Origin of the sequence: Allosphingosinicella sp., assembly GCF_036570505.1 — a bacterium.
GTDB lineage: Bacteria > Pseudomonadota > Alphaproteobacteria > Sphingomonadales > Sphingomonadaceae > Allosphingosinicella.
Genome location: NZ_DATCYB010000078.1, coordinates 64,099 through 89,133 on the forward strand (window position 1 = coordinate 64,099; position 25,035 = coordinate 89,133).

A 25,035-nucleotide genomic window follows, 5' to 3' on the forward strand; every position below is an offset into this window, starting at 1 on the left:
CCTCAATACACCCGCGCCTTGGGCTTTATGTAGGCGATGTCGTCCGTCAGCGTGTAGTCGTGGACGGGGCGATAATCGATCGAGACCTTGCCCTTATCGAACCAGGCCGCCGTGTGCTTCATCCAGTTCTTGTCGTCGCGGTCGGGATAGTCCTCGTGCATGTGGGCGCCGCGGCTTTCCTTGCGGTTGGCGGCCGAGTGCATCGTCACCACCGCCTGCGGGAGCATGTTGTCGAGCTCCAGGGTCTCGATCAGGTCGGTGTTCCAGATTAGGCTGCGGTCGGTGACGTCGATGTCATCGAGGCGCTGGTAGATCTGGTCGATCCTGGCCATGCCCTCGGCCAGCGTCTTTTCAGTGCGGAACACGGCGCAGTCGGCCTGCATCGTCTTCTGCATGGCGAGGCGGACCTCGGCGGTCGGACTGCCGCCCTTGGCGTGGCGGTAGCGGTCGAGGCGGCCGAGCGCCATTTCCTCCGACCCCTTGGGCAGCGGCCGATGCTTGGCGGCGCGGTCGATCACTTCGCCCAGGCGATGCCCCGCCGCCCGGCCGAAGACGACGAGATCGATCAGGCTGTTGGAGCCCAAGCGGTTGGCGCCGTGGACGGAGACGCAGGCCGCCTCCCCCACCGCGAACAGGCCCGGCACCACCGCGTCCGGATCGCCGTCCTTCAGGGTCACGACTTCGCCATGATAATTGGTCGGGATGCCGCCCATATTATAGTGGACGGTCGGCACCACCGGCAGCGGCTGCCGCGTCAGATCCACGCCCGCGAAGATCTTCCCGGTCTCGCTGATGCCGGGAAGGCGTTCGGCGAGGACTTTTGGATCCAGATGGTCCAGATGCAAGAATATGTGATCTTTATCTTTTCCGACGCCGCGGCCTTCGCGGATTTCCATGGCCATCGAGCGGGAGACGACGTCGCGTGACGCCAGGTCCTTGGCGCTCGGCGCATAGCGTTCCATGAAGCGCTCGCCCTCGGAGTTGGTGAGATAGCCGCCCTCGCCGCGCGCGCCCTCGGTGATGAGGACGCCGGCGCCGTAGATGCCGGTCGGGTGGAACTGGACGAACTCCATGTCCTGCATCGGCAGCCCCGCGCGCAGCACCATGCCGCCGCCGTCGCCGGTGCAGGTATGGGCCGAGGTCGCCGAGAAATAGGTGCGGCCGTAGCCCCCGGTCGCCAGCACCACCGCCTGCGAACGGAAGCGGTGGACGGAGCCGTCGTCCATGCAGAGCGCGATGACGCCCCGGCACTCCCCGCCCTCCATGATCAGGTCGAGCGCGAAATATTCGATGAAGAAGTCCGCGTCGTATTTCAGCGACTGCTGGTAGAGCGCGTGCAGCATGGCGTGGCCGGTGCGGTCGGCGGCGGCGCAGGTGCGCTGGGCGGGCGGCCCCTCGCCCATATTCTGCATCATGCCGCCGAACGGGCGCTGGTAGATCTTGCCCTCGGACGTGCGGCTGAACGGCACGCCGGCATGCTCCAGCTCATAGACCGCGGCCGGCGCTTCGCGCACCATATATTCGATCGCGTCCTGGTCGCCGAGCCAGTCGGAGCCCTTGACGGTGTCGTACATGTGCCAGGTCCAGTGGTCCGGCCCCATATTGCCGAGCGACGCCGCGATCCCGCCCTGCGCCGCCACCGTATGGCTGCGGGTCGGGAACACCTTGGTGATGTTGGCCGTCTTCAGCCCCTGCTCGGCCGCGCCCATCGTCGCGCGCAGCCCCGCCCCGCCGGCGCCGACGACGACGACGTCGTAGTCATGGTCGATGATCTTGTAGGCGGCGCTTGTGTTCGAGTTTGGCATTTACGAAGCGTCCCCGCCAAAGGCGATCTTGAGAACCGAGAAGAGGGCGAGCGCGCCCACCGCGATCGTGAAGAAGTTGACCAAGGTGATGGAGAAGAACCTCATCCCCTCCTCATGCACATAATCCTCGATCACCACCTGCAGGCCCAATTTCAGATGCCAGAAGGTCGAGGCGATGAGCAGCAGCATCGGCACCGCGACCAGCGGCTCCGCCAGCCATTCCGTCACCGCCGCATGGTCGAGGCTCGGCATCCGCAGCAGCGACACGACGAACCAGACGAAGAGCAGCAAGGTCGAGACCGAGAGCATCCGCTCCAGCCACCAGTGATGCGCGCCGGACTCGGCCGAGCCCAGCCCCCGCACGCGCTTGAGCGGCGTCTCCATCCTCATGTTGCCCTCACTCCCAGGATATAGAGCCAGGTCAATACGGTCAGCACGATCGCGGCGGCGACCGTCACATTGGCCCAGAATTTGTTGGTGGGAAGCGCATAGCCCGCGCCCATGTCCATCACGAAATGGCGCAGGCCCGAGGCGGTATGCTGGAAGAAGGCCCAGGTAAGGCCGATCCAGACGACGACGCCGTACCAGCTCCGCGCATGGCCGACGAAACTCTCATAAGCGTCCGCCCCGCTCGCCGCCGCCGCCAGCCACCAGGTAAAGACGATCGCGCCGACGGTGGCGAGGCCGGAGCCCGTCACCCGGTGCAGGATCGAAACCAGCATCCCCGGCCCCCAGCGCCAGATGCTGAGATGGGGCGAAAGCGGGCGCGACGGATTGCGGTGCATAAAGTCCTCCCCGCAAAGTGGTACTTTGCGGGGGCCCCGCTTTGGAGCCCCCAATTGCGGCTGCCCGCTTTTAGGACTTGGGCGGCAGGTTGCAAGGGCGGGCGACGGGGGAGCGGCGTCTCAGCTGGCGTCGCATGAGACGAGGTCGGATTTTCGTATATACGTGAACCCCTTGAAACATCGGCCGGCGTGTATATACATAAAATGGTGGAAATCGATTTCGATCCCGCCAAGGATGCCGCCAATATCGAGAAGCACGGCATCTCGCTGTCGCGGGCCGCCGATCTCGTTCCGCTCGTTTTCGTCGAGGACGATCGTTTCGAGGAGCCTCGCTACCGTGTCTATGGCTTCATCGACGATGTGCCTCATTGCCTCGCCGCGACGGATCGCGGCGGCAAGGTTCGGGTGATCAGCCTGCGCCGGGCCCATGCCAAGGAGATGCGCCGTTATGCCGAATAAGCCTGTCGTGTTCGACGATGAGAATCCCGAATGGACGAAAGAGGATTTCGCCCGCGCCCGCCCCGCGAGCGAGCTTCCGCCCCAGATCGCGGCGGCCTTCCGCCGTCCTGGACGCCCTGCCGGCTCGAAGAAGCAGGCGGTGTCGATCCGGCTTGATGAGGACGTGTTGAAGAAGTTCAAGGCGACGGGGCCAGGGTGGCAGTCGCGCATCAATGAGGCGTTGAAGCGGGCGCGAGTCTAGTAGGTATCCCGCCGAAATTCTTAAGCGGTGGTGGAGTAGCCTCTTTCGTTCAGCGCGGCCTTGCAGCGGACATTGGCGAGCGTCGGTGCAATGCGGTTCAGGGTTTCCTCATTCAGGTCGGCGCACGGTTTGTAGGGGGCATGGACCTCCTGAGAGCACCATTCGCAGGTCCGACCGACAGCGGATGCCGCTGGCGCTGCCTGCACGGACGGCAAAGGTTGAATCACACCTGAGCCTTCGAGGCGCGAGAAGTTCGCCGGTCGCCGCTAGGATCACGCCGGCAATGAACGCTCCTATACCAGCTTGAAAGAAGAGTGCCTGATATTGGAGCTTGCCGAGATTGTAGGTTTCTTCGCTCAATCCATAAATACCACTGGTAGATACAGTCGGTTGGTAGATGAGAGCTCCCATCATCAATAGCGGGCCAAATATGATCAGACCGATACCCGCCCCCTTCATTTTACTCCTCCCCGTAAGATGAAGGCGATTGTTCGCGCCATGTGACCGCTCGTCAAGCGTGAACGACCATGACCCGCCCGTCACCGCCGACGGCGACGAATGCGGGATCGTGGCGTGCGGGCTGGGTGTCGACGGGCTCGGCTATGTGCTCGGCGACCATTCGGCGGGCGGGCTCTCGCCGGAGCAGTGGGCGCGGAAGGTCGCGTACGCGGCGGAGACCTGGCGCGCGGACCGGATCGTCGCCGAGGGCAATCAGGGCGGCGAGATGGTCGAGGCGGTGCTGCGCGGCGCGGGCGTGAAGCTCGGCGTCACGCGGGTGCATGCGCGGGTGAGCCTGTCGAAGCCCTGTCCTTTTCCTACCTGGCCGCTGTCGACAGCAGACAAAGCATGGCTTCGACAGGCTCAGCCTGGGCGGAAGTCTTTAGGTCCGCCTGTTCATAAATGCTCTCGCCCCGATCACTAACGCCATCTTAACCAGTGACCCTTAGCAGCGAAGGTGAAAGTTCCCTTCGCGAGCGAGGCAAGAGCGTGGCGATCAAAGGTGGCAAAGTACTTATCGGGGATCGGTTTCCCCTGTTCGACCAGGACGGATCTCTGGCGGAGATGGGCCGCGAAATCTGGTCGCTGATCGAGCTTGAGGCGGAGAAGATCGGCCGCGCCTTCGCCCATCAATATGTCGCCTCCTACAATCCCGGAGAGGCGATCGACCCGGCGCGCGAGGCGGAGCTGGTGAGGCTGACGACGCCTTATGTGGCGCTCAAATTCCCCGACCTCGGCGCCCAGAAATGGGTCGATGTCGCCGGCAACCTGGCGACCGTCGCGGCCAGGATCGCGCCGCTGACCGCGATCATCGCCGGTATCGCCGCGGCGGGTTCCAAGGTGCAGGATATTCTCGCGCGGGTCATCGTCGGCGACGCCGAGCGGCTGGCGCGTCTCAACCGGGCGGTGACCCAGGCGACGCTACTCGAGGTCGACATCTTCTCGGCCCATTACGACCTGCTCCGCGCCCGCGCCGAGCAGGAGCAGCGCACCGCGCGCGGCGCCGAGTTCAACAGCGAGATACTGGGCGTGGTCGAACGCACCGCGTCAGAAAGCCAGACCCTCCGCAACCAGGCCGCCGATGCGTCCGCGGCCGCGCGCGGCATGCTCGGCAAGACGTCGGAAGTCGCGGCGGCGGCCGAGCAGTCGGCGGTGGCCATGCGGGAAGCGGCCCAGACGGCGGCCGGCCTCATCCAGGCGATCGAGGATGCCCGCAACGAAGTGGAAGTCGCCGCCGGCGTCGCCACACGTGCCGGCAGCCAGGCGTCGGAGGCGGTGAAGGTCAGCCAGGCGCTCTCCGATCACGTCGAGGCCATCGAGTCGATCTTGGGCCTTATCCGGGATATCGCCGGCCAGACCAACCTCCTCGCCCTCAACGCCACCATCGAGGCGGCGCGGGCGGGCGATGCCGGTCGCGGCTTTGCCGTGGTCGCGCAGGAGGTGAAGAGCCTTGCCAGCCAGACGGCGCGCGCGACGGACGACATAACTTCGAAAATTTCGGCGATCACGGCTGCGACCCGCCAGACGGTGGAGGCGAACGGCTGCATCCAGGAGACGGTGGTCGAGGTGCAGTCGTCGGCCGACCGCATCCGCCAGGCGATGGAGGTACAGGCGCAGACCGTGACCATGATCACCGCCGCCGTCGACGAGACCGCGCTGGCGGCCGACTCCATGTCGTCGACCATCGCCGCGATCCGTTCGGACACCGAGACGGTGGTGAGCGAGATCGGCGAGGTCGAGAAGAATTTCGGCCGCGTCGACGAGCAGATGGCGACCTTCAAGGAGGCGACCGGACGGTTCGTGGGCAGCTTCGCCGCCTGATCCCGCCGCTAAGCTCTCCTTTACCGGGGTCGTGATAGGCGGCGGCGGTGGCGAGCTTGAGGACGCGTCATGGCCGATTTTCATGTGAACGAGGATGGTTCGAAATTGCAGAAGCTGACGCCTCAGCAGGTGGCGAACCGCCTCGCTGCCTATAATGCCGACGGCTCGTTCGAAGCCGACCTCGGAGCCTTGTGGCGGGACGCCGGCGGAGTGCTCGGGCCGGTCATAGAGGAGCATGCCGGCGAAGAGCTGGCCGGGGCGTTTCGCGAACGCTGCACCGGCGCCGTCGACACCGACTGGATCCATGGAATCGCCGCCTACGGGATCGAACTCTACAGCCGCCGCCGCTCGGTTCCCGAAGTGATCAACCTTAGGGCGCGACTCACCGCCGAGATGATCGGAGCGCTGGGCGCCGCCTTCGCCGACGACAAGCCGGCGCTCGGCCGCGCGACCCAGACATTGGTGCGGCTGCGCGCCTATGAGACGGACATCATCCTCGCCCAGATCGGCCTCCTGGAGGCCGACGAGGCCGCGGAAGCCAGGGGCCAGCAGAGCGAGGCGTTCCAGCGCACGGTGACCGATCTGGTCGCCGCGACCGCCCAGGAATCGGCCGGCCTTCGCGACCGCACCACCGCCACATCCACCGCCGCGCGCGGCATGCTCGGCAAGACGTCCGAAGTCGCGGCGGCGGCCGAGCAGTCGGCGGTGGCGATGCGCGAGGCGGCGCAGACCGCGGCGGGGCTCATCCAGGCGATCGAGGATGCGCGCAACGAAGTGGAGGTCGCCGCCGGCATCGCCACCCGTGCCGGCAGCCAGGCCTCCGAAGCCGTCAACGTCAGCCAGGCCCTCTCCACCCACGTCGAAGCCATCGAATCGATCCTGAGTCTCATCCGCGACATCGCCGGACAGACGAATCTGCTGGCGCTCAACGCCACGATCGAGGCGGCTCGGGCGGGCGATGCGGGGCGCGGCTTCGCGGTTGTGGCGCAGGAAGTGAAGAGCCTCGCCAGCCAGACGGCGCGCGCGACGGATGACATCACGGCCAAGATTACCGCCATCCAGCAGGCCACCAAGCAGACGGTGGAAGCCAACGGCTCGATCCAGGAGACGGTGGTCGAGGTCCAGTCCTCCGCCGACCGCATCCGCCAGGCGATGGAGGTGCAGGCGCAGACCGTGACGATGATCACCGCCGCCGTCGACGAGACCGCGCTGGCGGCCGACTCCATGTCCTCGACCATCGCCGCCATCCGCGCCGATACGGATCGCGTCACGACCGAGATCGACGAGGTCGAATCGGGTTTCGTCCGGGTCAACGACCAGATCACCCGCTTCCGCGCCACCACCGCCGAATTCGTCAACAGCTTCGCCGCCTGAGGCCTTTCCCTCGGCGCCATCGCCGCCTATCGAGCGGCCATGGCAAAGCTCAACATCCTCGTCACCGGCACCAGCCGGGGCATCGGCAAATCCATCGCGGCGGCGCTTTCCGCGCACAATGTCGTGGGCCATTCCAGCCGCGGCGAGGAAGGCCGCATCGCCGCCGACCTCTCCCATCCGGGCGCGCCCGAACCGCTTTGGGCGGAGGCGCTGGACCGGCTCGGCGGCCATGTCGATGTGCTGGTCAACAACGCCGGCATCTTCGAGGCCGCGCCGATCGACCAGAGTCATGACGACTGGGTTTCCGCGTGGGAGCGGACGATGCGGATCAACCTTGCGGCCTCGGCCGAACTCTGCCGTCTCGCCGTCCTCCATTTTCGCGCACAGGGCGGCGGTCGCCTCGTCAATGTCGCGAGCCGCGCCGCCTATCGCGGCGATTCGCCGCAGCATTGGCACTATGCCGCCTCCAAGGCCGGCATGATCGGCATGACCAAGACGATCGCGCGGGGCTATGGGCACGAGAACATCCTCGCCTTCGCCGTCTGCCCGGGCTTCACCATGACCGGCATGGCCGAGGATTATGTCGAGAGCCGGGGCGGCTCCAAGCTGCTCGCCGACATTCCGCTCGGACGCGTCGCCACCGCCGACGAGATCGCGGAGACGGTGCGCTGGCTCGCGGTCGATGCGCCGGCTTCGGCCACCGGGGCGGTTATCGACGTCAACGGGGCGAGCTTTGTCCGATAGCTGGAAGGCCACGCTCCCCTGCACCAAGGCGGAAGCCGAGGCGGTGGCGGCGGATATCTCGCAGCTCGTGCTGCTGGAGACGACCCCGGTGTTGATGACGCGCGAGCCGGATCCCGTCCGGCCGGAGGAATGGTTGCTCGAAGCCTATTTCGATGAGGCGCCAAGCCCCGACACGCTGTCTGCACTGAAAGCTCTGGCGCCGAGCGCGGGCGATGTCGAACCGATCGTCGAGAGGCTTGCCGAAGAGGATTGGGTGACTCTCAGCCAGGCCGGGCTGGAACCGATCCATGCCGGCCGCTTCTTCGTTCATACGCCCGCGCACCGCGACAAGATTCCGGCGGACGCCGTGCCGCTGGAGATCGATGCCGGGCGCGCCTTCGGCACCGGCCAGCATGAGACGACCACGGGCTGCCTTATGGCGCTCGATCGCCTCAAGTCCACCGGCGGACACTTTTCCAACATTCTCGATCTCGGCACCGGCACCGGCCTCCTCGCTTTCGCCGCGCTGCGGCTGTGGCCCACGGCGCGCATGGCCGCCTCCGACATCGATCCGGTCTCGATCGAGGTGACGGAGGAGAATGCCGGCATCAACAATATTCCCCTCGGCCGCGCGCGCGGACAGGTCGAGCTGGCCGTCGCGACAGGCCTGGAACATTCGCGTCTCAAGACCCGAGCGCCTTACGACCTCATCATCGCCAATATTCTCGCCGGCCCGCTGATCGACCTTGCTCCGTCGGTGGCGGGCGCGCTGAAAGCGGGTGGCCGCCTCATCCTGGCTGGCCTGCTCGAAACTCAGGCCGAGCGCGTCGCGGCGGCGTATCGCCGCCAGGGGCTGATGCTGAGTTCCACCCTCGTTCGCGGCGACTGGCCGACCCTGGTGATGCGCAAGCGCAAGGCGCTGGGCTGGAGGTAGCCAAGGCCGTCATGCTGAACTTGTTTCAGCATCCATGTCGGAGCCTTCGCGATTGGAGAGATGGACCCTGAAAGTTCAGGGTGACGAAGAGGCGAAGATTTCCGCCCACTTTGCCTCGTCGATTACCTCGATTCCCAGCTCCTGCGCCTTCTTGAGCTTGGAGCCCGCGCCGGGGCCGGCGATCACCAGGTCGGTCTTGGCCGACACCGAGCCGGAGACCTTCGCGCCCAGCGACTCCGCCTGGGCCTTCGCTTCGTCCCGCGACAACGTCTCCAGGCTGCCGGTGAACACGAGCGTCTTGCCGCTTACCGACGACGCGCGCGTTTCGTGCACCACATCCCGCGGCTCGACCCCGGCCGCGAGAATGTCGTCCACCACCTCGCGGTTGTGCGGCTCGTCGAAGAAATCGAGAAGGGCGTTCGCGACTTCAGGCCCGATATTGGGCGTGTCCACCACCGCCACCACCGCCTTGTCGCGGCGCTGGGCGAACTTGCGATCGGGCTCGGCCGGCGTCGACTGCGTCTCGGCGCGGATCGCCAGCGCCCGTTCGATCATCGCCATGAAATTCTCGAACGAACGGTAGCGGCGAGCAAGGTCTCGCGCCGTCACTTCGCCGACATGGCGGATGCCGAGCGCGAACAGGAAGCGGTCGAGCGTCGGACGGCGACGCGCGTCGACGGCGGCGATCAGATTGGCGGCCGATATCTCCGCCCAGCGTTCGCGGTTGAGAAGCTGGTCCTTTGTCAGCTTGAAGATGTCGGCGGGCGACTGGAGGAGACCGTCCCGAAAGAAGCTCTCGATATGGACGATGCCCAGACCTTCGATGTCGAGCGCGTGGCGCGACACGAAATGCCTCAACCGTTCGACCCGCTGCGCCGGGCAGATAAGGCCGCCGGTGCAGCGTATGTCGACCTCGCCCTCCTCGCGCACCGCGTCGGAGTCACATTCGGGGCATTCCGTCGGGAACACATAGGCCGGCCGCTTCTCGTCCCGCGTCAGATTCTCCAGCACCTGCGGGATGACGTCGCCGGCGCGCTGGATGACGATGCGGTCGCCGGGACGGACGCCCAGCCGCTCGATCTCGTCGGCATTGTGGAGCGTGGCGTTGGTGACGGTGACGCCGCCGACATTGACCGGCTCCAGCCGCGCCACCGGCGTCAGCTTGCCGGTACGGCCGACCTGGATGTCGATCGCCTTCAAGGTCGTCTGCGCCTTTTCGGCCGGGAACTTGTGCGCGATAGCCCAGCGGGGCGCGCGCGCCACCTGGCCCAGCCGCCGTTGCCAGTCGAGGCGGTCGACCTTGTAGACGACTCCGTCGATGTCGAACGGCAGGTCCGCCCGCTTGGCCTCGATCGCGCGATAGTGGGCGAGCGCCGCCTCAAGATTATCGAAGGGCAGGAAATCCTCGGAGACCGGCAGGCCCCAGCCGCTGATCACGCGCATCATGTTGCATTGCGTGTCGGCGGGGAGCGAGGACGCTTCGCCCCAGCCATGGGCGAGGAACCTCAGCGGCCGCGCGGCGGTAACGGAGGCATCCTTCTGGCGCAGCGACCCGGCGGCTGCGTTGCGCGGATTGGCGAAGATCTTGCCGCCGGCCGCCTCCTGCCGGACGTTGAGGGCCGCGAAATCGGCCTTGGACATGTAGACCTCGCCCCGCACCTCGAAGACGTCCGGAACATCTCCGTTCGTCCCGAACGTAGTCGAAGGGCGTTTTTCCGAGTCTGTGCCAGCGCCCCTCGACTTCGCTCGGGACGAACGGAGGTTCGTGGGAATGTCCGCGATGGTACGGACGTTGGGCGTGACGTCTTCGCCCGTGGTCCCGTCTCCGCGCGTCGCGGCGAGGACGAGCATGCCCTTCTCGTAGCGCAATGAGCAGGAGAGTCCGTCTATCTTGGGTTCGGCCGTGACGGTGATCGGCTCGTCCGGCGCAAGATTGAGATAGCGCCGGACGCGCCCGATGAAGTCCGCCACATCCTCCTCGGCAAAAGCATTGTCGAGGCTGAGCATCGGCGCCGCATGCCGCACCTTGGCGAGCGGCCCCGCCGGCACCGCCCCCACCTGCCGCGACGGGCTGTCCTCGCGCACCAGATGCGGGAAGGCCGCCTCCAGCTCGGCGTTGCGCCGCACCAGCGCGTCATAATCGGCGTCCGAAATCTCCGGCGCGTCCTCGGCATGATAGAGACGGTTGTGGTGCGCGATCTCCTCCGCGAGCCGCGCTAGCTCGGCGGCGGCTTCGGCATCGTCCAACCGGTCGGGCGTCCCGGCCATGCTCAGGCCAGGCTTTCGGCGAGAAAGGCCTCGAACGAGGCCCAAGCCCGGTTCGCCGCCACCGGATTGTAGAGCAGGCCCGATTCGGGGTCGGCGGCCCTGGGATTGGTGAAGGCGTGCATGGTGCCGCCAAAAGCGTGGATTTGCCAGTCGGCGCCGGCGCGGGTCAGTTCCTCGCCCAAGGCGGTGACGTGATCGGGCGGGGCCATCGGATCGTCCCAGCCATGAAAGGCGATGACGCGGGACTTGATCGAGGTGCCCTCGCGATTGCCGGGGGCGCCCAGCAGGCCGTGGAAGCTGGCGACGCCGCGCACATCGACTCCGGTGCGGGCGAGGTCGAGCGCGCACAGGCCGCCGAAGCAGAAACCCATCGCCGCGATCCGATCGCCGTCGACCTCCGGCAGCGCGCGCACGACATCGACCCAATGGAGCAGCCGCGATTGCAATCCCGCCCGGTCCGCCATCAGCGGGTTCATCAGCGCGGCGCATTCCTCCTTGTTGGTCCCGAGAACGCCCTTGCCATAGAGATCGCAGGCGAAGCCGGCATAGCCCAGCTCCGCCATCCGCCGCGCCACCGCGACTTCATTATCGGCGCGGCCTACCCAGCTGTGGAATATCAGGACGACCGGACGCGGGCCCGCCGCGGGATCGAAGGCCAGCACGCCTTCGAGTTGGGCCCCGTCATGGGTCGTTCCCAAGGTCCGTGTTTCGATCGTCATGCCGCCTCCAGCAGACGCGTCGCCTGGGCACGGGCTTCGTCGGTGATCTGGGCGCCGGAGAGCATGCGGGCGATCTCCTCGCGCCGGCGCGCCTCGTCGAGGGCGTGAACGCTGGTGCGGGTGACCAGGCCTTCGTGGCTCTTCTCGATGAGGAGGTGGCGGTTGCCGCGCGCGGCGACCTGCGGACTATGGGTGACGACGAGGAGCTGGGCGCCTTCCGCGAGGCGGTGCAGGCGTTCGCCGATCGCGCTCGCCACCGCGCCGCCAACGCCGCGGTCGATCTCGTCGAAGATCATGGTCGTGGCGCCGCCCTCCTCGGCCAGCGCCACTTTAAGCGCCAGGATGAAGCGCGACAGCTCGCCGCCGCTGGCGATTTTGATCAGGGGCCCGAGCGGGGCGCCGGGATTGGTCGAGACTTCGAACTCCACGCGATCGCGGCCCGCCGCCGTCCAATGCGCCTCCTCGACGGGCTCGATCACCGTCTTGAACCTGGCCGCATCGAGCTTCAGCGGCGCCAGCTCGCGCGCCACCGCCGCATCCAGCCGCGCGGCGGCCTCGGCGCGAAGGCCGCTCAGCGTCATCGCCTCCTGGACATAGAGCCGGTGCGCGTCCTGGGCTTCTGTCTCCAGCGCGGCGAGATTCTCGTCGCCCGCCTCGATCGCGTGAAGCCTTGAGGCGAGCTCGTCGGCTAATGCCGGCAGGGCCTCGGGCTCGACGCGATGCTTGCGGGCCAGCGCGCGGATCTCGAACAGCCGGGCCTCCGCCTCCTCGAGTCGCGCCGGATCGCAAGCCAGCGCCTCGCCAGCTTCGGCGAGCCGGTCCTCGGCCTCGGCCGCCTCGATCACGGCGCGGTCGATCGCGGCCAGCGCCTCGCCGAGTTTCTCATGCTCGTCGGCGATCCGCTCCAGCCGGCGCGCCGCCTGGCGCAGCAGCGACAGGCCGCCTTCCGATCCTTCGAGCAACTGACCGGCGGCCGCGATATCGTCGGCGAGCCGGGCGCCCTTCTGCATGTTGGCGCGCAGCTCTGCGAGCTCTTCCTCCTCGCCCGGCTGCTGTGCGAGCTTCGCCAACTCCTCGACGGCGTGCCGGAGATAGTCGCGGTCGCGCGCGGCCAGCGCGATCTCGTCGCGCGTGGCGGCGAGCCTCGCCTCGGCGGCGCGCCAATCCCGATAGGCCGCTTCGCACCCGTCGCTGTCGATGCGCCCGTAGGCGTCGAGCAGGGCGCGGTGGCCGCGCGGGTTCAAGAGGCCGCGATCGTCATGCTGACCGTGGATTTCGACGAGGAGCGAGCCCAGGTCGCGGAGCAGGCCGACCGAGGCCGACTGGTCGTTGACGAAGGCGCGGCTGCCGCCGTCGGACTTGACGATGCGGCGGATGACCAGCGGCTCGCCGGGCTCGGGTTCGAGGCCGTTGTCGCGGAGCAGGTCGAGGGCCGGGTGATCGGCGGGCGTCTCGAAGCTGACGCTGACCACGGCCTGGGCCTGACCGTCGCGGACAAGGCCGCTGTCCGCCCGCGTGCCGAGCGCCAGGCCGAGCGCGTCGAGGAGGATGGATTTGCCGGCCCCTGTCTCGCCGGTGAGGACGCCGAGGCCGGGCCCGAACTCCAGGTCGAGCGTGTCGATGAGGACGACGTCGCGGATGGAAAGGCCGGTCAGCATGGACCGGCTTTTGCCATTGCCGGATTCGTCAGATCAAGCGCCAGGCGTCGCCGCCGTCTGGGTCGGCGCCGGCGCGTTCTTCTGCACCAGCTCATAGGCGCGCTCATACCATTTGGAGCCGGGATAGTTGGCGCCGAGCACCGCGGCGGCTTTCCGCGCCTCTTCGGGAACACCGAGCGCCAGGTAGGATTCGGTAAGACGCATCAGCGCTTCGGGCGCATGAGTCGTCGTCTCATACTCCTCGATCACGTTGCGGAAGCGCAGCACCGAGGCGAGCCACTGCTTGCGGCGCTGGTAGAAGCGGCCGATCTCCATCTCCTTGCCGGCCAAGTGATCGCGGACGAGATCGATCTTGAGCCGGGCGTCGGCGGCATAGTCAGTATTGGGATAGCGGCGGACGAGCTCGCCCAATGAATCCAGCGCCTGCTTCGAGATGCTCTGGTCGCGGTTCACATCCTCGATCTGCTCGTAATAGCTGATCGCGATCAGATAATGGGCGTAGGGCGCGTCCTTGTTGCCGGGGTGGATGGAAAGGAAGCGGCGCGCCGATTCGATCGCCTTGGTATAGTCCCTCCCCATATAATAGCTGAACGCGCTCATCAGCTGTGCACGCCGAGCCCAGAGCGAATAGGGATGCTGGCGTTCGACCTCGTCGAACAGTGCCGCCGCCATGTCGAACTGGCCGCGGTCGAGCCGGGTCTTGCCCGCCTTGTAGAGGGTGCTCACGTCACGCGCGACATAGGAGGTGTCGACGTCGTCGTTGCCACTGCCGCCGGCGCAGGCAGCGAGCGGCACGGTCGCGGCCGCGATCAGGAGGGCGGTAAGCGGTCGGGGAAAGTTGCGCATGGATCGGCTTCTTAGCGGAGGCTTGGGACAAGGCCAAGCAGGACTTGGGGGAAAGACGCCGGGCCGCCTGAACCGCGCTTTAACATGCTGACAAGATGCGCCTGCTATGGTGGTCGGCCATGCTTCGGGTGCTGACCCTCTCCACGCTCTTCCCCAACGCGTCGCAGCCGACGCTGGGCGTGTTCGTCGAACGCCAGACCCTGGCTCTCGCCGGCCTGGACGACGTCGCGCTCGAGGTCGTATCGCCGATCGGCCTTCCGCCCTGGCCCCTGTCCCTGCATTCCCACTATGCCCCGCATGCGCTGTTACCGCTGCGCGAAGAGTGGAAGGGCGTCACCGTCCACCGCCCCCGCTTTCGGGCCCTGCCCCAAATCGCGGATGCGCGCGCCGCCCGGGCGATGGCGAAGGCGTTGCGGGCGCCGCTCCGCGCGCTTTGCGAACGCTTCGAGTTCGACATTATCGACGCTGAGTTCTTCTGGCCCGATGGCGTCGCGGCGATGCATTTGTCGCAGGAGTCCGGCGTACCGTTCTCAATCAAGGCGCGGGGCGCGGACATCCATTATTGGGGCTCCCGGCCCGGTATCGCCAAGCAGATCGTCGCAGCCGCGCAGGCAGCGAACGGTCTGCTGGCCGTCAGCGAGGCACTGAAGAGGGACATGGCCACGCTCGGCATGCCGGAGCGGAAGATCAGGGTCCACTATACCGGCATCGACCTCGACCGGTTCAAACCGATCGACCGGCGGGCGGCGAAGGCCCGGCTCGAGGTGAAAGGGCCGCTTCTCATCACCGCCGGGGCGCTCATTCCCCGCAAGGGTCATACGCTCGTCCTGCAAGCCTTGCCGCGCGTGGAAGGCGCGACCCTGATGATCGTCGGCGACGGACCGGAGCGCGACAAGCTGGAACGGGTCGCCCGAAGCCTCGGCGTCGCCGAGCGTGTCCGCTTCCTGGGCAATCGGCCGCATGAGGAGCTGCCCGCATTGCTGGCTGCGGCGGACGCCATGGTGCTTCCGTCGGCTTCGGAAGGCCTCGCCAATGTCTGGGTGGAGGCGCTCGCCTGCGGAACGCCTATCGTGATCAGCGATGCCGGCGGCGCGCGTGAGGGCCTGGACCGGCCGGAAGCCGGCAGGATCGTGCCCCGGGAGCCATCGGCGATCACGAGGGCGATCTGCGACATACTAGCCGATCCTCCCGCGCCGGCCGTCGTGCGGTCGGCCGCCGCGAGGTTCAGCTGGGAGAGGAACGCACGGGAGCTTCGCGAGCATCTCGGCTCGCTCGTCCGACCCGTCAGCTAAGCGGCATGATCGCCGCGGCGATCCAGCGCTGCTCGCCGCGGAGCATGCCCCAGGTGCGAGCGGCGGCGCGGCTGTCCATCGGCTCGATGCCGACGCCCCGCGCGTCCAGAGCCTCGATGACGGCTCGGGGCGGGAAGGCCGTCGTGGGGCCGGTGCCGAGGATGATGAACTCCGGCGGTGGCTCGAGGGCGAGCAGCGGCGCGAGATGCTCCACCGTCAGCTCCGCCAGGGCGGGCGCGTTCCACGTCTCCGCCCGCTCCGGTGTCAGCAGCAGCGCCCTGTAGACACCGCCATCGACCGAAAAACCGCCGCCGGCGAAGCCCTGGACGACCGGCCCGCTGCCGGAGGGATCACGGCCCAGCCGGGGCATCAATAGCCTTCGTTGTGGCTCGTCACCCGCTCGGCGTCGCCGGACACCGCCGTCTTCGGCACGAAGCTGTCGGACTCGACCTTCAGCCAGATCAGCCAGGGCGCGGCGATGTAGATCGTCGAATAGGTGCCGACGACGACGCTGATCAGAAGCGCCGTGGTGAAGCTCTGGATGACGTCGGGTCCGAGCAGCATCAGCGATCCGAGCGCCAGCAGCATCGCGAGGTTGGTCGCGATAGTGCGTGCCAGCGTCTCGTTCATCGACAGGTTCAGGAGCGAGGTGATGTCCATCTTGCGGTATTTGCGCAGGTTCTCGCGCACGCGGTCATAAATGACGATGGTGTCGTTGAGCGAATAGCCGATCAGAGTGAGCAGCGCCGCGATGACGTTCAAGTCGAACTCCATCTGGGTCAGCGCGAAGAATCCCAGGGTCAGCATCACGTCGTGGAACAGTGAGAAGAGCGAGCCGACGCCGAACTGCCATTCGAAGCGGATCCAGATGTAGATGGCGATGCCGATCATCGCCAAGAGCAGCGCCAGCGCGCCGTCGCGGACCAGCTCCTCCGAAACCTTGCCCGACACGGTTTCGACCGCATCGATCCGGGCGCCCGGATATTCCGCCTCGAGCGCCGTCCGGACGCGGGATGCCGCGGCGTTGGCGCCCTCGTCGCCACCCTCGGGCAGCGGCAGGCGGATCGAGACCTCGCGGGGACTGCCGAATTCCTGGATGCTGGGCTCACCCAGGCCCAGGCCCCCGATCTCGTCGCGAAGGTCGTCGAGCGAGACCGGCTGGGCGAAAGTGACGCGGATCATCTGGCCGCCGGCGAAATCGACACCGAAATTGAGGCCCTTGACCGCGATCAGCGTGATCGACGCCGCGATCATCAGGATCGAAAAGGCGATGGCGGCCCCGCGCCAACGCAGGAAATCGATGTTGGTGTTGTCGGGAACCAGTTTCAAAAGTCGCATGTCGGTCCCTTAAATCCTGAGCTCGGTCGGCCGCTTGCGGCTCAGCCACAGCGACACGAACATGCGGGTGACGGTGACGGCGGTGAAGACCGAAGTGACGATGCCGATCATCATCACCACCGCGAAACCGCGCACCGGGCCCGAGCCGAAATAGAAGAGCAGCATGCCGGCGATGACGTTGGTGATATTGGCGTCGAAGATCGCGGTGCGCGCTTCGTCATAGCCATGTTCGAGCGCCGAGACGATCGTGCGCCCGCGCCGGAATTCCTCGCGGATGCGTTCGTTGATGATGACGTTGGCGTCGACCGCGGCGCCGATCGTCAGCACGAAGCCGGCGATGCCCGGCAAGGTCAGCGTCGCGTTGAAGATCGCCATGATTCCCAGGATCAGGACCACGTTCAAGATCAGCGCGATGTTGGCGTAGACGCCGAAACGGCCATAGGTGACGAGCATGAAGGCCAGCACCAGCGCCGTGCCGACGATGCCGGCGATAATGCCGAGACGGATCGAATCGGCCCCGAGGTCGGGGCCGACGGTGCGTTCCTCGACGACCTGAAGCTCGACCGGCAGCTTGCCGGAGCGCAGCTGGATGGCGAGGTCGTTGGCGGTCTCGACGGTGAAGCTGCCCGTAATCTGGGCCTGGCCGCCGAGGATCGGCTCGTTGATGTTGGGCGCGGAGATGACGACGTCATCGAGGATGATGGCGAAGGGCTTGCCGACATTGTCCTGCGTCACGCGGGCGAAGCGGCGGCCGCCGGCGCCGTCGAAGCGGATGCTGACCGCCGGTTCGTTGGTGGTGGGATCGAACACTTGGGTGGCGTCGATAAGCTGGTCGCCGGTCACCATCGCGCGACGCTCGACCGCGATGTAGGGGACACCCATGGGATTGTCGGGATAAGGCAGGACCTGGCTTCCCACCGGCGCCCGGCCCTGAGCGAGCAGCGCCGGATCGGCGTCGAGGTCGACCAGCTTGAAATCGAGCCGCGCGGTCTTGCCGAGCAGTTCCTTCAGGCCTTCGGGGTCCTCGAGGCCCGGCACCTGGACGAGAATGCGATCGTCACCCTGACGCACAACGGTCACTTCGCGCGTTCCGTCGGGATCGACGCGGTTGTAAACGACCTCGCGGGCCACATCCATCGCGCTGTCGAGCGCGACTTCGAGGCCCGACTGGGTCGGCGTCAGCACGATGCGGCTGCTGTCGATGACATTGACGTTCCAGTCGCGCTGGCCGCCGAGGCCGACCGGCTGGGTCAGCGCGCGCATGATCTCCACCGCCGCGTCAACCCGCGAAGGATCGCGCACCATGAAGGTAACGCGGCCGCCGGCGGTCGAGATATCACCGATCTGGATGCGGGGCGAGGCGCGGCGCATTTCGGTCCGCACCGTCTCTTCCATCAGCGCGATACGCTGCTTGGCGACGTCGCTGGTGTCGGCCTCCAGCAGCAGGTGGCTGCCCCCGGCGAGGTCGAGGCCGAGGTTGATCCGCGCCGTCGGCATGAAGCCCGGCCATTTGGCGACCTGCGCCTCGGGAACGAAGCTTGGAATGGCGAAGGCGATGCCGATGATCAGCAGGATGCTGACGGACCAGACCTTCCAGCGCGGGAAATCGAGCATGTCGGGCCTTAATCGTTCGCGGGCTTGGCGCCGTGCGGGCGGACGTCGCTCAAGGTAGACTTCAGCGCCTTGACGCGGACGCCGTGCGCGATCTCGACCTCGACCTCGGCCTCGTCGACCTTGGTGACCTTGCCGACCAGGCCGCCGCCGGTGACGACGGTGTCGTTCTTCTTCACCGCCTGGATCATCGCCTGGTGCTGCTTCATCCGGCGCTGCTGCGGACGGATGAGCAGGAAGTAGAAGATCACGAAGATGAGGAGCAGCGGCGCGATCGACACGAAGAACCCCGCGGCTCCTCCCGTGGATGCGGCGCCGGTTGCGGCAAAAGCGGGCGTTGCGAACATGAAAGCCTTACCTGATGAGAAGCGGCCCAGGGCGGACCCGTCCAGAAGGGCGCGCGACTATCATGGCGATGGGGCGATGCGCAAGCAAGGCCGGGCGTTCTAGCCCCGCGGCGGCAGGATCATCAGCGTAGAGGTGCCGTGCGCCAGTATCTTCCCGTCCGGCGAAAGCAGCCGAGCCTCCGCCGTCGCAATCTGGCGTCCCTGGCTCACCACACGCCCTTCAGCGCGGACAGTGCCGCCATCGGGCCTTATGGCGCGGGTGAAATTCACCTTCGTCTCGACCGTCGTATAGCCAATGCCGGCGGGCAGCAGCGTATGGACGGCGCAGCCAGCGGCACTGTCGATGAGGGTCAGCGCCCAACCGCCATGAACGCTGGCGAGCGGATTGAGCAGGTGCGGCCCTGGCTCACCCTCGAAGACGGCGGTGCCCGTTCCGACTTCCACCAGCCGGAACCCCAGCGTTTTCGCCATCGCCGGTGCCGGCACCCGATTCTCGATCATGGCCTGGAGCACCTCTAGCCCGGAGAGGCCTGCGATCTGATCCGCGCTTGCCATGCCATATTGCCGTTCGGCCATCGTCCACCTCTCAGTCTTGATTTGCAACTAAATCCGGCGTCTCCGCAAATCAAGGCAGCGGGCGCTTGCCATGGCGGCCGTCCGGTCCTAGATGCGCCCCTCTGGGCACCCATCGAAGTAATATTTCGATGGGAACCCGCGGTCGGGGCGTAGCGCAGCCTGGTAGCGCATCACACTGGGGGTGTGGGGGTCGCTGGTTCGAATCCAGTCGCCCCGACCAACGCCGCGCAGGGGAATAGTCCGCAAGACTGTTTTCGCGCGGTGATTCGCCGGATGGCCTTCTTCATCAATCAGCGCAGTTCGTCCCAGCTTGGGGCAGAGCCCGCATTTACTTTCATTCGCCATCGACTCCCGCGTCCGGGTGAGTCAGGCCGGGCCCATGAGAACTCCGTTCGCTCTAGTCGCCGCCGCCTTGCTGGCTGGCACCGCCGCCGCCCAGTCGGCCGCCCCATTCATCGTCCAGGAGCAGGGCCGGGGTTATTCCAGCCTGCAGGACGCGGTCGATTCGATTGGCGGCGGCAGCGGCACGATCCTGATCGCGCCCGGCACCTATCGCGAATGCGCGGTGCAGGATGAAGGGCGCGTCGCCTATGTGGCGCGCGAGCCCGGCACCGTCGTCTTCGATGGCGGCATCTGCGAGGACAAGGCGGCGCTGGTGCTGGGCGGACGGGCGGCGCGGGTCGAAGGCCTCACCTTCCAGAACATGCGCGTCGCCGACCGCAACGGCGCCGGCATCCGCATCGAGCAGGGCGACCTCAGCGTTTCCGAGACTTTGTTCCGCAACAGCGAGCAGGGCATATTATCCGCGAGCGATCCGTCGAGCACTATCCGCATCGACCGGTCGACCTTCTCGGGGCTTGGCGGCTGCGAGGACGGCCATGGCTGCTCCCATTCGCTCTATATCGGCGGCTATGGCCGGCTGATCGTCACCCGCTCGCGTTTCGAGCGCGGCACCGGCGGCCATTATGTAAAGAGCCGCGCGCCGAGGGTCGAGATCACCGATTCGAGCTTCGACGACACACGCGGGCGCTCAACCAACTATATGATCGACCTATCCAACGGCGCCGCCGGCACCATCGCCGGCAACACCTTCGTCCAAGGCGAGGACAAGGAGAATTACAGCGCCTTCATCATGGTCGCCGCGGAAGGCGCGGACAACAGCTCCGACGGCCTCGCCATCACCGGCAACACCGCCTCGATCGCCCCGGGCGTCGACCGGAGCACGAGCTTCGTGGCCGACGAAAGCGGCGATTCCCTCCGCATCGAGGGCAATCGCCTCGGCCCGGGCATCGCCCGCTTCGAGGCGCGTTAGGGCACGGGCCGCCCCGCGGCTGGATTCGTGCCGCACGGACAAAGCGATGCTATAGGCGGCGCATGAATCGGCAACGCTCTTCGCCGCGATTCCCTTGGATCGTCCTGACGACGTGGCTGGCGGCGCTGTTGCTCGGCACGGCGGCGCTCGCCCAGTTGCCGGCGGGGGAGAAGGCCATCGCCGTGTCGCTGGTCGCCGAGGACGCCACGCCCGCCGCCGGTGAGACGGTGACGCTTGCCTTCGTCATGACGCCGAAAGAGGGCTGGCACGGTTACTGGAAGAATCCCGGCGATGCGGGCGTTCCGCCGAGCGTCGAATGGAGCCTGCCGAACGGTGTGAAGGCCGGGCCGCTGCAGTTTCCGGTGCCCGGGCGCCTGACGATCGCCGGGCTGATGAACTATGTCTATGAGGGGCCCTATGCGCAGCTTGTCGAGCTGAGCGTGCCGGAGGGGCTGGCGCGCGATACGCCGCTGCCGCTCAGGGCCAAACTCGACTATCTCGCCTGCACCGACGAAATCTGTGTACCGCAGACGGCAACTGTCGCGCTCGATCTCAAGGTCGGCGAGGCGGGCGGAATGCCGGAGCGACAGGCCGAGTTCGATCGCTATCGTCAGGCGCTTCCCCGTCCGCTCGGCAGCGAGGGCCGGTTCGAACGGGCCGAGGGCCGCTTCCGCCTCGCCGTGCCGATCCCCGCCTCGATGGAGGTGGAGGAGGCTTATTTCTATCCTGCGACGGAGGGCGCGCTCGATTATGCGGCCCCGCAGAGCGTCAGCCGCAGCGGCGATACGCTCATCGTCGAGACCGAAGTGGGACGGGAGGGCTCGCCTGGCACCGTCGAGGGGGTGATCGCCCTTGGCGGCGGTCAGGGCCTGTCACTGACCGCCAGGCCCGGCACGGTTCCTCCGGCGGGCATGGCGCTTGATGCGAAGAACCAGGCATTCGGGGGCGGAACACTCCTTGCGGCGCTGGCCGGGGCGCTCATCGGAGGGCTGCTGCTCAACATCATGCCCTGCGTCTTTCCGATCCTGAGTTTGAAGGCGCTGAGCCTCGCCAAGATCGGGGGCGATGAGGCGCGCGCGCGCCAGGAGGCGCTCGCTTACGCCGCCGGCGCAGTGCTCATCTGTGTCCTGCTGGGCGGAGCGCTGCTGGGGCTTCGGGCCGGCGGGGCCGCGGTCGGGTGGGCCTTCCAGCTGCAGGATTCGCGCGTCATCCTGTTCCTGCTACTGCTGGTGACGGCGATATCGCTCAATCTGGCGGGATTGTTCGAACTGCCTTCACTCGCCATCGGCAACAGACTGGCGAAGAGCGGCGGCAATGCCGGGGCTTTTTGGACCGGAGCACTGGCCGCCTTTGTCGCCACGCCCTGCACCGGGCCTTTCATGGGCGCGGCGCTCGGGGCGGCACTGGTTCTGCCGACCTTGGCGGCGCTGGCCGTGTTCGCTGGGCTGGGCCTGGGGCTCGCCTTGCCCTTCCTCCTCATTGGCTTCCTTCCGTCGCTGCGGCGAAAGCTGCCCAAGCCGGGCCCGTGGATGGGCAGCTTCCGGCGTATATTGTCGCTGCCGATGTTCCTCACCGCGCTTGGGCTGGCATGGATATTGGGACGCCAGGCCGGGGTGGACGGAATGGCTCTCGGTCTCGCAGCCGCGCTCGCGTTGGGGCTCGGCCTCTGGTGGGTGGGGCGAAGGCAGGGCAGCGGCCGGGCCTGGCTTCCGCTCGCGCCCGCCGCCGCCGCCGGTCTTGCGGCCGTGATGCTTGTGCCGAGCGCCCATGCGCCCGCTGTCGCCCATTCCGAGAGTGCCTTGGAGGCCGAGCCTTTCAGCGAGGGGCGGCTGGCGGCGCTCAGGGCCGAGGAACAGCCGGTGTTCGTCTATTTTACGGCCGACTGGTGCGTCACCTGCAAGGTGAACGAAAAGGTGGCGCTGGAGCGGCAGGAGGTGGCGCAGGCGTTCGAGGCAAATGACGTCGCGGTCCTCGTCGGCGACTGGACGAAGAATGACCCGGCGATCGGCCGCTTCCTCGCCAGGCATGGCCGCAGCGGGGTGCCGCTCTACCTTTATTATGAGCCCGGCGAGCCGGCGAAGGTCTTGCCGCAGATACTGACGCCAGACCGGTTGATCGAGACTATCGGCTAGTCGCGCTCCCATACCTTGCGCCCACCGAGCCAGGTTTCGAGGACCTGGGTCTCGCGGATCTGTTCGGGGGTGGAGCGGAAGATGTCGCGGTCAATGAAGATGAAATCGGCGAGCTTGCCTTTCTCAAGGCTGCCGAGCCGGTCCTCGGCGAAGCCGGCATAGGCGGCGCCGGTGGTGAAGGCGGCCAGCGCTTCCGACAGGATCAATGCCTGCTCGGGCATCCAGCCTCCGGGCGGCTGGCCCTGGGCGTCGCGGCGCGTGATCGCAACGGCGAGGCCTGGGAAGGGGTTGGGCGATTCGACCGGGAAGTCCGAGCCGAAGGCGAGCGGGACGTCATTCTCCAGCATGCTGCGCCAGGCATAGGCGCCGCCCAACCGTTCCAGCCCCATCCGCGCCTCGGCCATGCGCCAGTCCGACGACTGGTGGACAGGCTGCATCGAGGCAATGATGCCGTGCTCGGCGAAGCGCGTCAGGTCGGCCGGATCGACGATCTGGGCGTGCTCCACCCGCCAGCGCCGGTCGCCTTCATAGGTCAGGGCCAGCTCCTCGATCGCGCCGAGCAACTGGGCATTGGCGGCGTCGCCGATGGCGTGGACCGCGACCTGGAAGCCGTCCATGGCGGCGCGGCTCATCAGGTTGCGGAGCATCGTGTCGGAGAGGAATCCGAGGCCGCTTTCGTCCGGCGCGTCGGCGTAAGGCTGCTTGAGCCAGGCCCCGCGCGAACCCAGGGCGCCGTCGCTATAGAGCTTGACGCCGACCATCTTGAGTTTGCTGTCGTAGAGCCAGGGCGTCGGCTCGGTGCCCGCCACGGCCAGCAGCGGCTCCAGTCCCGACGAATAGGAAAGGATACGCACGCGGAGGCGTCCGTGATCGCCTGCGCGGCGGATGACCGACCAGTCCGCAGCGCTGGTGCCCATGTCGGCGACGGCGGTGATACCGTTGGAGAGCAGGGACTCCTGCGCCGCCATGAAAGCGCGATCGCGGACGATGGGAAGCGGCGGCGGGACAACCTTGGCGACCAGCTCCGAAGCCGCGTCGACGAAAATACCGGAAGGCTTGCCACCGACTTTCTCGATGATGCCTCCCGAGGGTGACTTCGTCTCGGTGGCAATGCCGGCTTCCTTCATTGCCAGCGTGTTCGCCCAGCCGGCATGACCGTCGACCCGCTCCAGCCACACCGGCCGGTCGGACACGACGGCGTCGATGTCGGCGGCGGTGGGGAAGCGGCCGAGACCCCATTTCTCCTGGTTCCAGCCGCGCCCGACGATCCAGCGGGGGCGGGGATTCGCGGCGGCATAAGCGGCGATCTTCGCCTGCGCTTCCTGCAATGAGTTGGTGTCCGAGAGATCGAGGGTGAGGGCTGCGAGGCCGAGGCCCATGACATGGCCGTGCGCATCGATGATCCCAGGGATGAGGGTCCGGCCCTTGCCGTCGAGCCGGAAGTCCACGGCCTTGGGTCCCTTGTCGCCTCTAGAGAGGAGATTCTTTACGCGCCCATCGTCGCCGATCAGCATCGCGTTGAAGCGAACGACCTTGTTGTCCTCGTCCAACGTGTAGCCGTTGACGTTGTCGATGAGCGTGTCGGCGGACGTTGCCTGGGCCAGGAACAGGGCCGCAAGTACGGCCAGAAGCTTCTTCATTCGGTGAGCCTTCTGATAAGCGAAGAGGTATCCTGCCGGCTACCGCCCATTGCCTGGACGTCGGCGTAGAATTGATCGACGAGCGCCGCGACCGGCAGCCTGGCGCCATTGGCACGCGCCTCCTCGAGCGCGAGACCGAGGTCCTTGCGCATCCAGTCGACGGCGAAGCCGAAGTCGAACTCGCCCTGGTCCATCGTCTGCCAGCGATTGACCATCTGCCAGCTTTGCGCCGCGCCGCCGGAGACCGCCTCGAATACCTTGCCGGTGTCGAGCCCGGACGCCTTGGCGAAATGAAGCGCTTCGGAAAGACCCTGGACCACGCCGGCGATGGCGATCTGGTTGACCATCTTGGTGAGCTGTCCCGCCCCGTCGAGCCCGACATGGACGATGCGGGCGGCATAGGCCTGCATCAGCGGCTCGGCGGCCGCCATCGCCTCTTCGGCGCCGCCGCACATGATCGACAGCTGGCCATTTTCCGCCCCCGCCTGCCCGCCCGAGACCGGCGCATCGACGCAGGCGATGCCGATCTTGCGGCCTTCCTCGGCGACGCGGCGGGCGATCCTGGCCGAAACGGTCGTATGGTCGATGAAGAGAGCGCCGTCCTTCATGTTCTTGAAGGCCCCGTTGGGACCGAGGGTGATTACCTCCACGTCACG

The 25,035-nt window shown here is 66.9% G+C and carries 25 protein-coding genes and 1 tRNA gene; 11 read left to right on the plus strand and 15 right to left on the minus strand.

Annotated elements, in window-relative coordinates; all coding sequences use genetic code 11:
- Positions 1–2: 2 nt before the first annotated feature.
- From sdhA to sdhC, 3 genes are read right to left on the minus strand one after another with little or no spacing between them, the layout of a single operon-like run.
- Positions 3–1,805: a succinate dehydrogenase flavoprotein subunit gene (sdhA, locus tag VIR62_RS09745; RefSeq protein ID WP_431870808.1), complete on the minus strand. Its 1,803-nt coding sequence runs from the start codon at positions 1,803–1,805 to the stop codon at positions 3–5.
- The gene (gene sdhD, locus VIR62_RS09750; RefSeq protein WP_431870810.1) at positions 1,806–2,195 is read right to left on the minus strand and encodes a succinate dehydrogenase, hydrophobic membrane anchor protein; all 390 of its coding nucleotides are present in this window, start codon (positions 2,193–2,195) and stop codon (positions 1,806–1,808) included.
- Positions 2,192–2,590: a succinate dehydrogenase, cytochrome b556 subunit gene (gene sdhC, locus VIR62_RS09755; RefSeq protein WP_431870812.1), complete on the minus strand. Its 399-nt coding sequence runs from the start codon at positions 2,588–2,590 to the stop codon at positions 2,192–2,194. Before sdhC ends, sdhD begins: the two co-directional genes overlap by 4 nt.
- A 204-nt stretch (positions 2,591–2,794) precedes the next feature.
- On the opposite strand from sdhC, the gene VIR62_RS09760 reads away from it, so the two are divergent.
- A complete protein-coding gene (locus VIR62_RS09760; protein WP_431870814.1) occupies positions 2,795–3,049 on the plus strand; it encodes a BrnT family toxin in 255 nt (84 codons plus the stop codon).
- The gene (locus tag VIR62_RS09765) at positions 3,039–3,290 is read left to right on the plus strand and encodes a BrnA antitoxin family protein (RefSeq protein WP_431870816.1); all 252 of its coding nucleotides are present in this window, start codon (positions 3,039–3,041) and stop codon (positions 3,288–3,290) included. Before VIR62_RS09760 ends, VIR62_RS09765 begins: the two co-directional genes overlap by 11 nt.
- 108 nt (positions 3,291–3,398) lie before the next feature.
- Here the strand turns inward: VIR62_RS09765 and VIR62_RS09770 are convergent, their stop codons facing one another.
- Positions 3,399–3,749: a hypothetical protein gene (locus VIR62_RS09770; RefSeq protein WP_431870818.1), complete on the minus strand. Its 351-nt coding sequence runs from the start codon at positions 3,747–3,749 to the stop codon at positions 3,399–3,401.
- A gap of 58 nt (positions 3,750–3,807) precedes the next feature.
- Here VIR62_RS09770 and VIR62_RS09775 point away from each other — a divergent pair, with 58 nt between their 5' ends.
- The 5 genes from VIR62_RS09775 to VIR62_RS09795 all read left to right on the plus strand — a co-directional run bounded on the left by VIR62_RS09775 (position 3,808) and on the right by VIR62_RS09795 (position 8,640).
- Positions 3,808–4,212, plus strand: a complete 405-nt coding sequence (locus tag VIR62_RS09775; protein ID WP_431870820.1) for a hypothetical protein — start codon at positions 3,808–3,810, stop codon at positions 4,210–4,212.
- A 65-nt stretch (positions 4,213–4,277) separates the two neighbouring features.
- Positions 4,278–5,609 carry a methyl-accepting chemotaxis protein gene (locus VIR62_RS09780; protein WP_431870822.1) on the plus strand — a complete coding sequence of 444 codons (1,332 nt, stop codon included), beginning with the start codon at positions 4,278–4,280 and terminating at the stop codon, positions 5,607–5,609.
- 69 nt (positions 5,610–5,678) lie between these two features.
- Positions 5,679–6,983, plus strand: coding sequence for a methyl-accepting chemotaxis protein (locus VIR62_RS09785; RefSeq protein ID WP_431870824.1), 1,305 nt, complete (start codon positions 5,679–5,681; stop codon positions 6,981–6,983).
- A 39-nt stretch (positions 6,984–7,022) separates the two neighbouring features.
- Positions 7,023–7,727, plus strand: coding sequence for an SDR family NAD(P)-dependent oxidoreductase (locus tag VIR62_RS09790; RefSeq protein WP_431870826.1), 705 nt, complete (start codon positions 7,023–7,025; stop codon positions 7,725–7,727).
- Positions 7,666–8,640 (plus strand): 50S ribosomal protein L11 methyltransferase, encoded by a 975-nt coding sequence (locus VIR62_RS09795; protein ID WP_431870828.1) that lies wholly within the window; start codon positions 7,666–7,668, stop codon positions 8,638–8,640. The genes VIR62_RS09790 and VIR62_RS09795 overlap by 62 nt, the downstream gene beginning before the upstream one ends.
- 75 nt (positions 8,641–8,715) lie before the next feature.
- On the opposite strand, the gene ligA is transcribed toward VIR62_RS09795, so the two are convergent.
- The 4 genes from ligA to VIR62_RS09815 are packed head-to-tail and all read right to left on the minus strand — an operon-like array spanning position 8,716 to position 14,131.
- Positions 8,716–10,908: an NAD-dependent DNA ligase LigA gene (gene ligA, locus VIR62_RS09800; protein ID WP_431870830.1), complete on the minus strand. Its 2,193-nt coding sequence runs from the start codon at positions 10,906–10,908 to the stop codon at positions 8,716–8,718.
- Positions 10,909–10,910: 2 nt separating this feature from the next.
- Positions 10,911–11,627: a dienelactone hydrolase family protein gene (locus tag VIR62_RS09805; protein ID WP_431870832.1), complete on the minus strand. Its 717-nt coding sequence runs from the start codon at positions 11,625–11,627 to the stop codon at positions 10,911–10,913.
- A complete protein-coding gene (gene recN, locus VIR62_RS09810) occupies positions 11,624–13,285 on the minus strand; it encodes a DNA repair protein RecN (RefSeq protein ID WP_431870834.1) in 1,662 nt (553 codons plus the stop codon). The genes VIR62_RS09805 and recN overlap by 4 nt, the downstream gene beginning before the upstream one ends.
- Positions 13,286–13,318: 33 nt before the next feature.
- Entirely contained in the window at positions 13,319–14,131 is an 813-nt protein-coding gene (locus tag VIR62_RS09815; RefSeq protein ID WP_431870836.1) for an outer membrane protein assembly factor BamD, read from the minus strand.
- 119 nt (positions 14,132–14,250) lie between these two features.
- Here VIR62_RS09815 and VIR62_RS09820 point away from each other — a divergent pair, with 119 nt between their 5' ends.
- Positions 14,251–15,423, plus strand: a complete 1,173-nt coding sequence (locus VIR62_RS09820; protein WP_431870838.1) for a glycosyltransferase — start codon at positions 14,251–14,253, stop codon at positions 15,421–15,423.
- On the opposite strand, the gene VIR62_RS09825 is transcribed toward VIR62_RS09820, so the two are convergent.
- The 5 genes from VIR62_RS09825 to VIR62_RS09845 all read right to left on the minus strand — a co-directional run bounded on the left by VIR62_RS09825 (position 15,416) and on the right by VIR62_RS09845 (position 19,295).
- Positions 15,416–15,793, minus strand: a complete 378-nt coding sequence (locus tag VIR62_RS09825) for an Mth938-like domain-containing protein (protein ID WP_431870840.1) — start codon at positions 15,791–15,793, stop codon at positions 15,416–15,418. The two genes, VIR62_RS09820 and VIR62_RS09825, sit on opposite strands and share 8 nt — an antisense overlap.
- Positions 15,793–16,761, minus strand: coding sequence for a protein translocase subunit SecF (secF, locus tag VIR62_RS09830; RefSeq protein ID WP_431870842.1), 969 nt, complete (start codon positions 16,759–16,761; stop codon positions 15,793–15,795). The genes VIR62_RS09825 and secF overlap by 1 nt, the downstream gene beginning before the upstream one ends.
- Positions 16,762–16,770: 9 nt before the next feature.
- Positions 16,771–18,375 (minus strand): protein translocase subunit SecD, encoded by a 1,605-nt coding sequence (gene secD / locus VIR62_RS09835; protein WP_431870844.1) that lies wholly within the window; start codon positions 18,373–18,375, stop codon positions 16,771–16,773.
- Between the two features lie 8 nt (positions 18,376–18,383).
- Positions 18,384–18,719 (minus strand): preprotein translocase subunit YajC, encoded by a 336-nt coding sequence (gene yajC, locus VIR62_RS09840; protein WP_431870846.1) that lies wholly within the window; start codon positions 18,717–18,719, stop codon positions 18,384–18,386.
- 99 nt (positions 18,720–18,818) lie between these two features.
- Positions 18,819–19,295 (minus strand): PaaI family thioesterase, encoded by a 477-nt coding sequence (locus tag VIR62_RS09845; protein WP_431870848.1) that lies wholly within the window; start codon positions 19,293–19,295, stop codon positions 18,819–18,821.
- Between the two features lie 143 nt (positions 19,296–19,438).
- On the opposite strand from VIR62_RS09845, the gene VIR62_RS09850 reads away from it, so the two are divergent.
- The 3 genes from VIR62_RS09850 to VIR62_RS09860 all read left to right on the plus strand — a co-directional run bounded on the left by VIR62_RS09850 (position 19,439) and on the right by VIR62_RS09860 (position 22,739).
- A tRNA-Pro gene (locus VIR62_RS09850) sits at positions 19,439–19,515 on the plus strand.
- A 159-nt stretch (positions 19,516–19,674) separates the two neighbouring features.
- Positions 19,675–20,607, plus strand: a complete 933-nt coding sequence (locus VIR62_RS09855; protein WP_431870850.1) for a right-handed parallel beta-helix repeat-containing protein — start codon at positions 19,675–19,677, stop codon at positions 20,605–20,607.
- Between the two features lie 62 nt (positions 20,608–20,669).
- Complete coding sequence (locus VIR62_RS09860; protein ID WP_431870852.1) at positions 20,670–22,739, plus strand: protein-disulfide reductase DsbD family protein; 2,070 nt, start codon at positions 20,670–20,672, stop codon at positions 22,737–22,739.
- Here the strand turns inward: VIR62_RS09860 and VIR62_RS09865 are convergent.
- Together VIR62_RS09865 and VIR62_RS09870 are read right to left on the minus strand one after the other, a co-directional pair.
- On the minus strand, positions 22,736–24,379 hold the full coding sequence (locus VIR62_RS09865; RefSeq protein WP_431870854.1) for an amidohydrolase: 1,644 nt from the start codon (positions 24,377–24,379) through the stop codon (positions 22,736–22,738). The genes VIR62_RS09860 and VIR62_RS09865 overlap by 4 nt on opposite strands.
- Positions 24,376–25,035 (minus strand): NAD(P)-dependent oxidoreductase (locus tag VIR62_RS09870; RefSeq protein ID WP_431870856.1); only part of this gene is annotated, 660 nt, incomplete at its 5' end. The genes VIR62_RS09865 and VIR62_RS09870, both read right to left, overlap by 4 nt.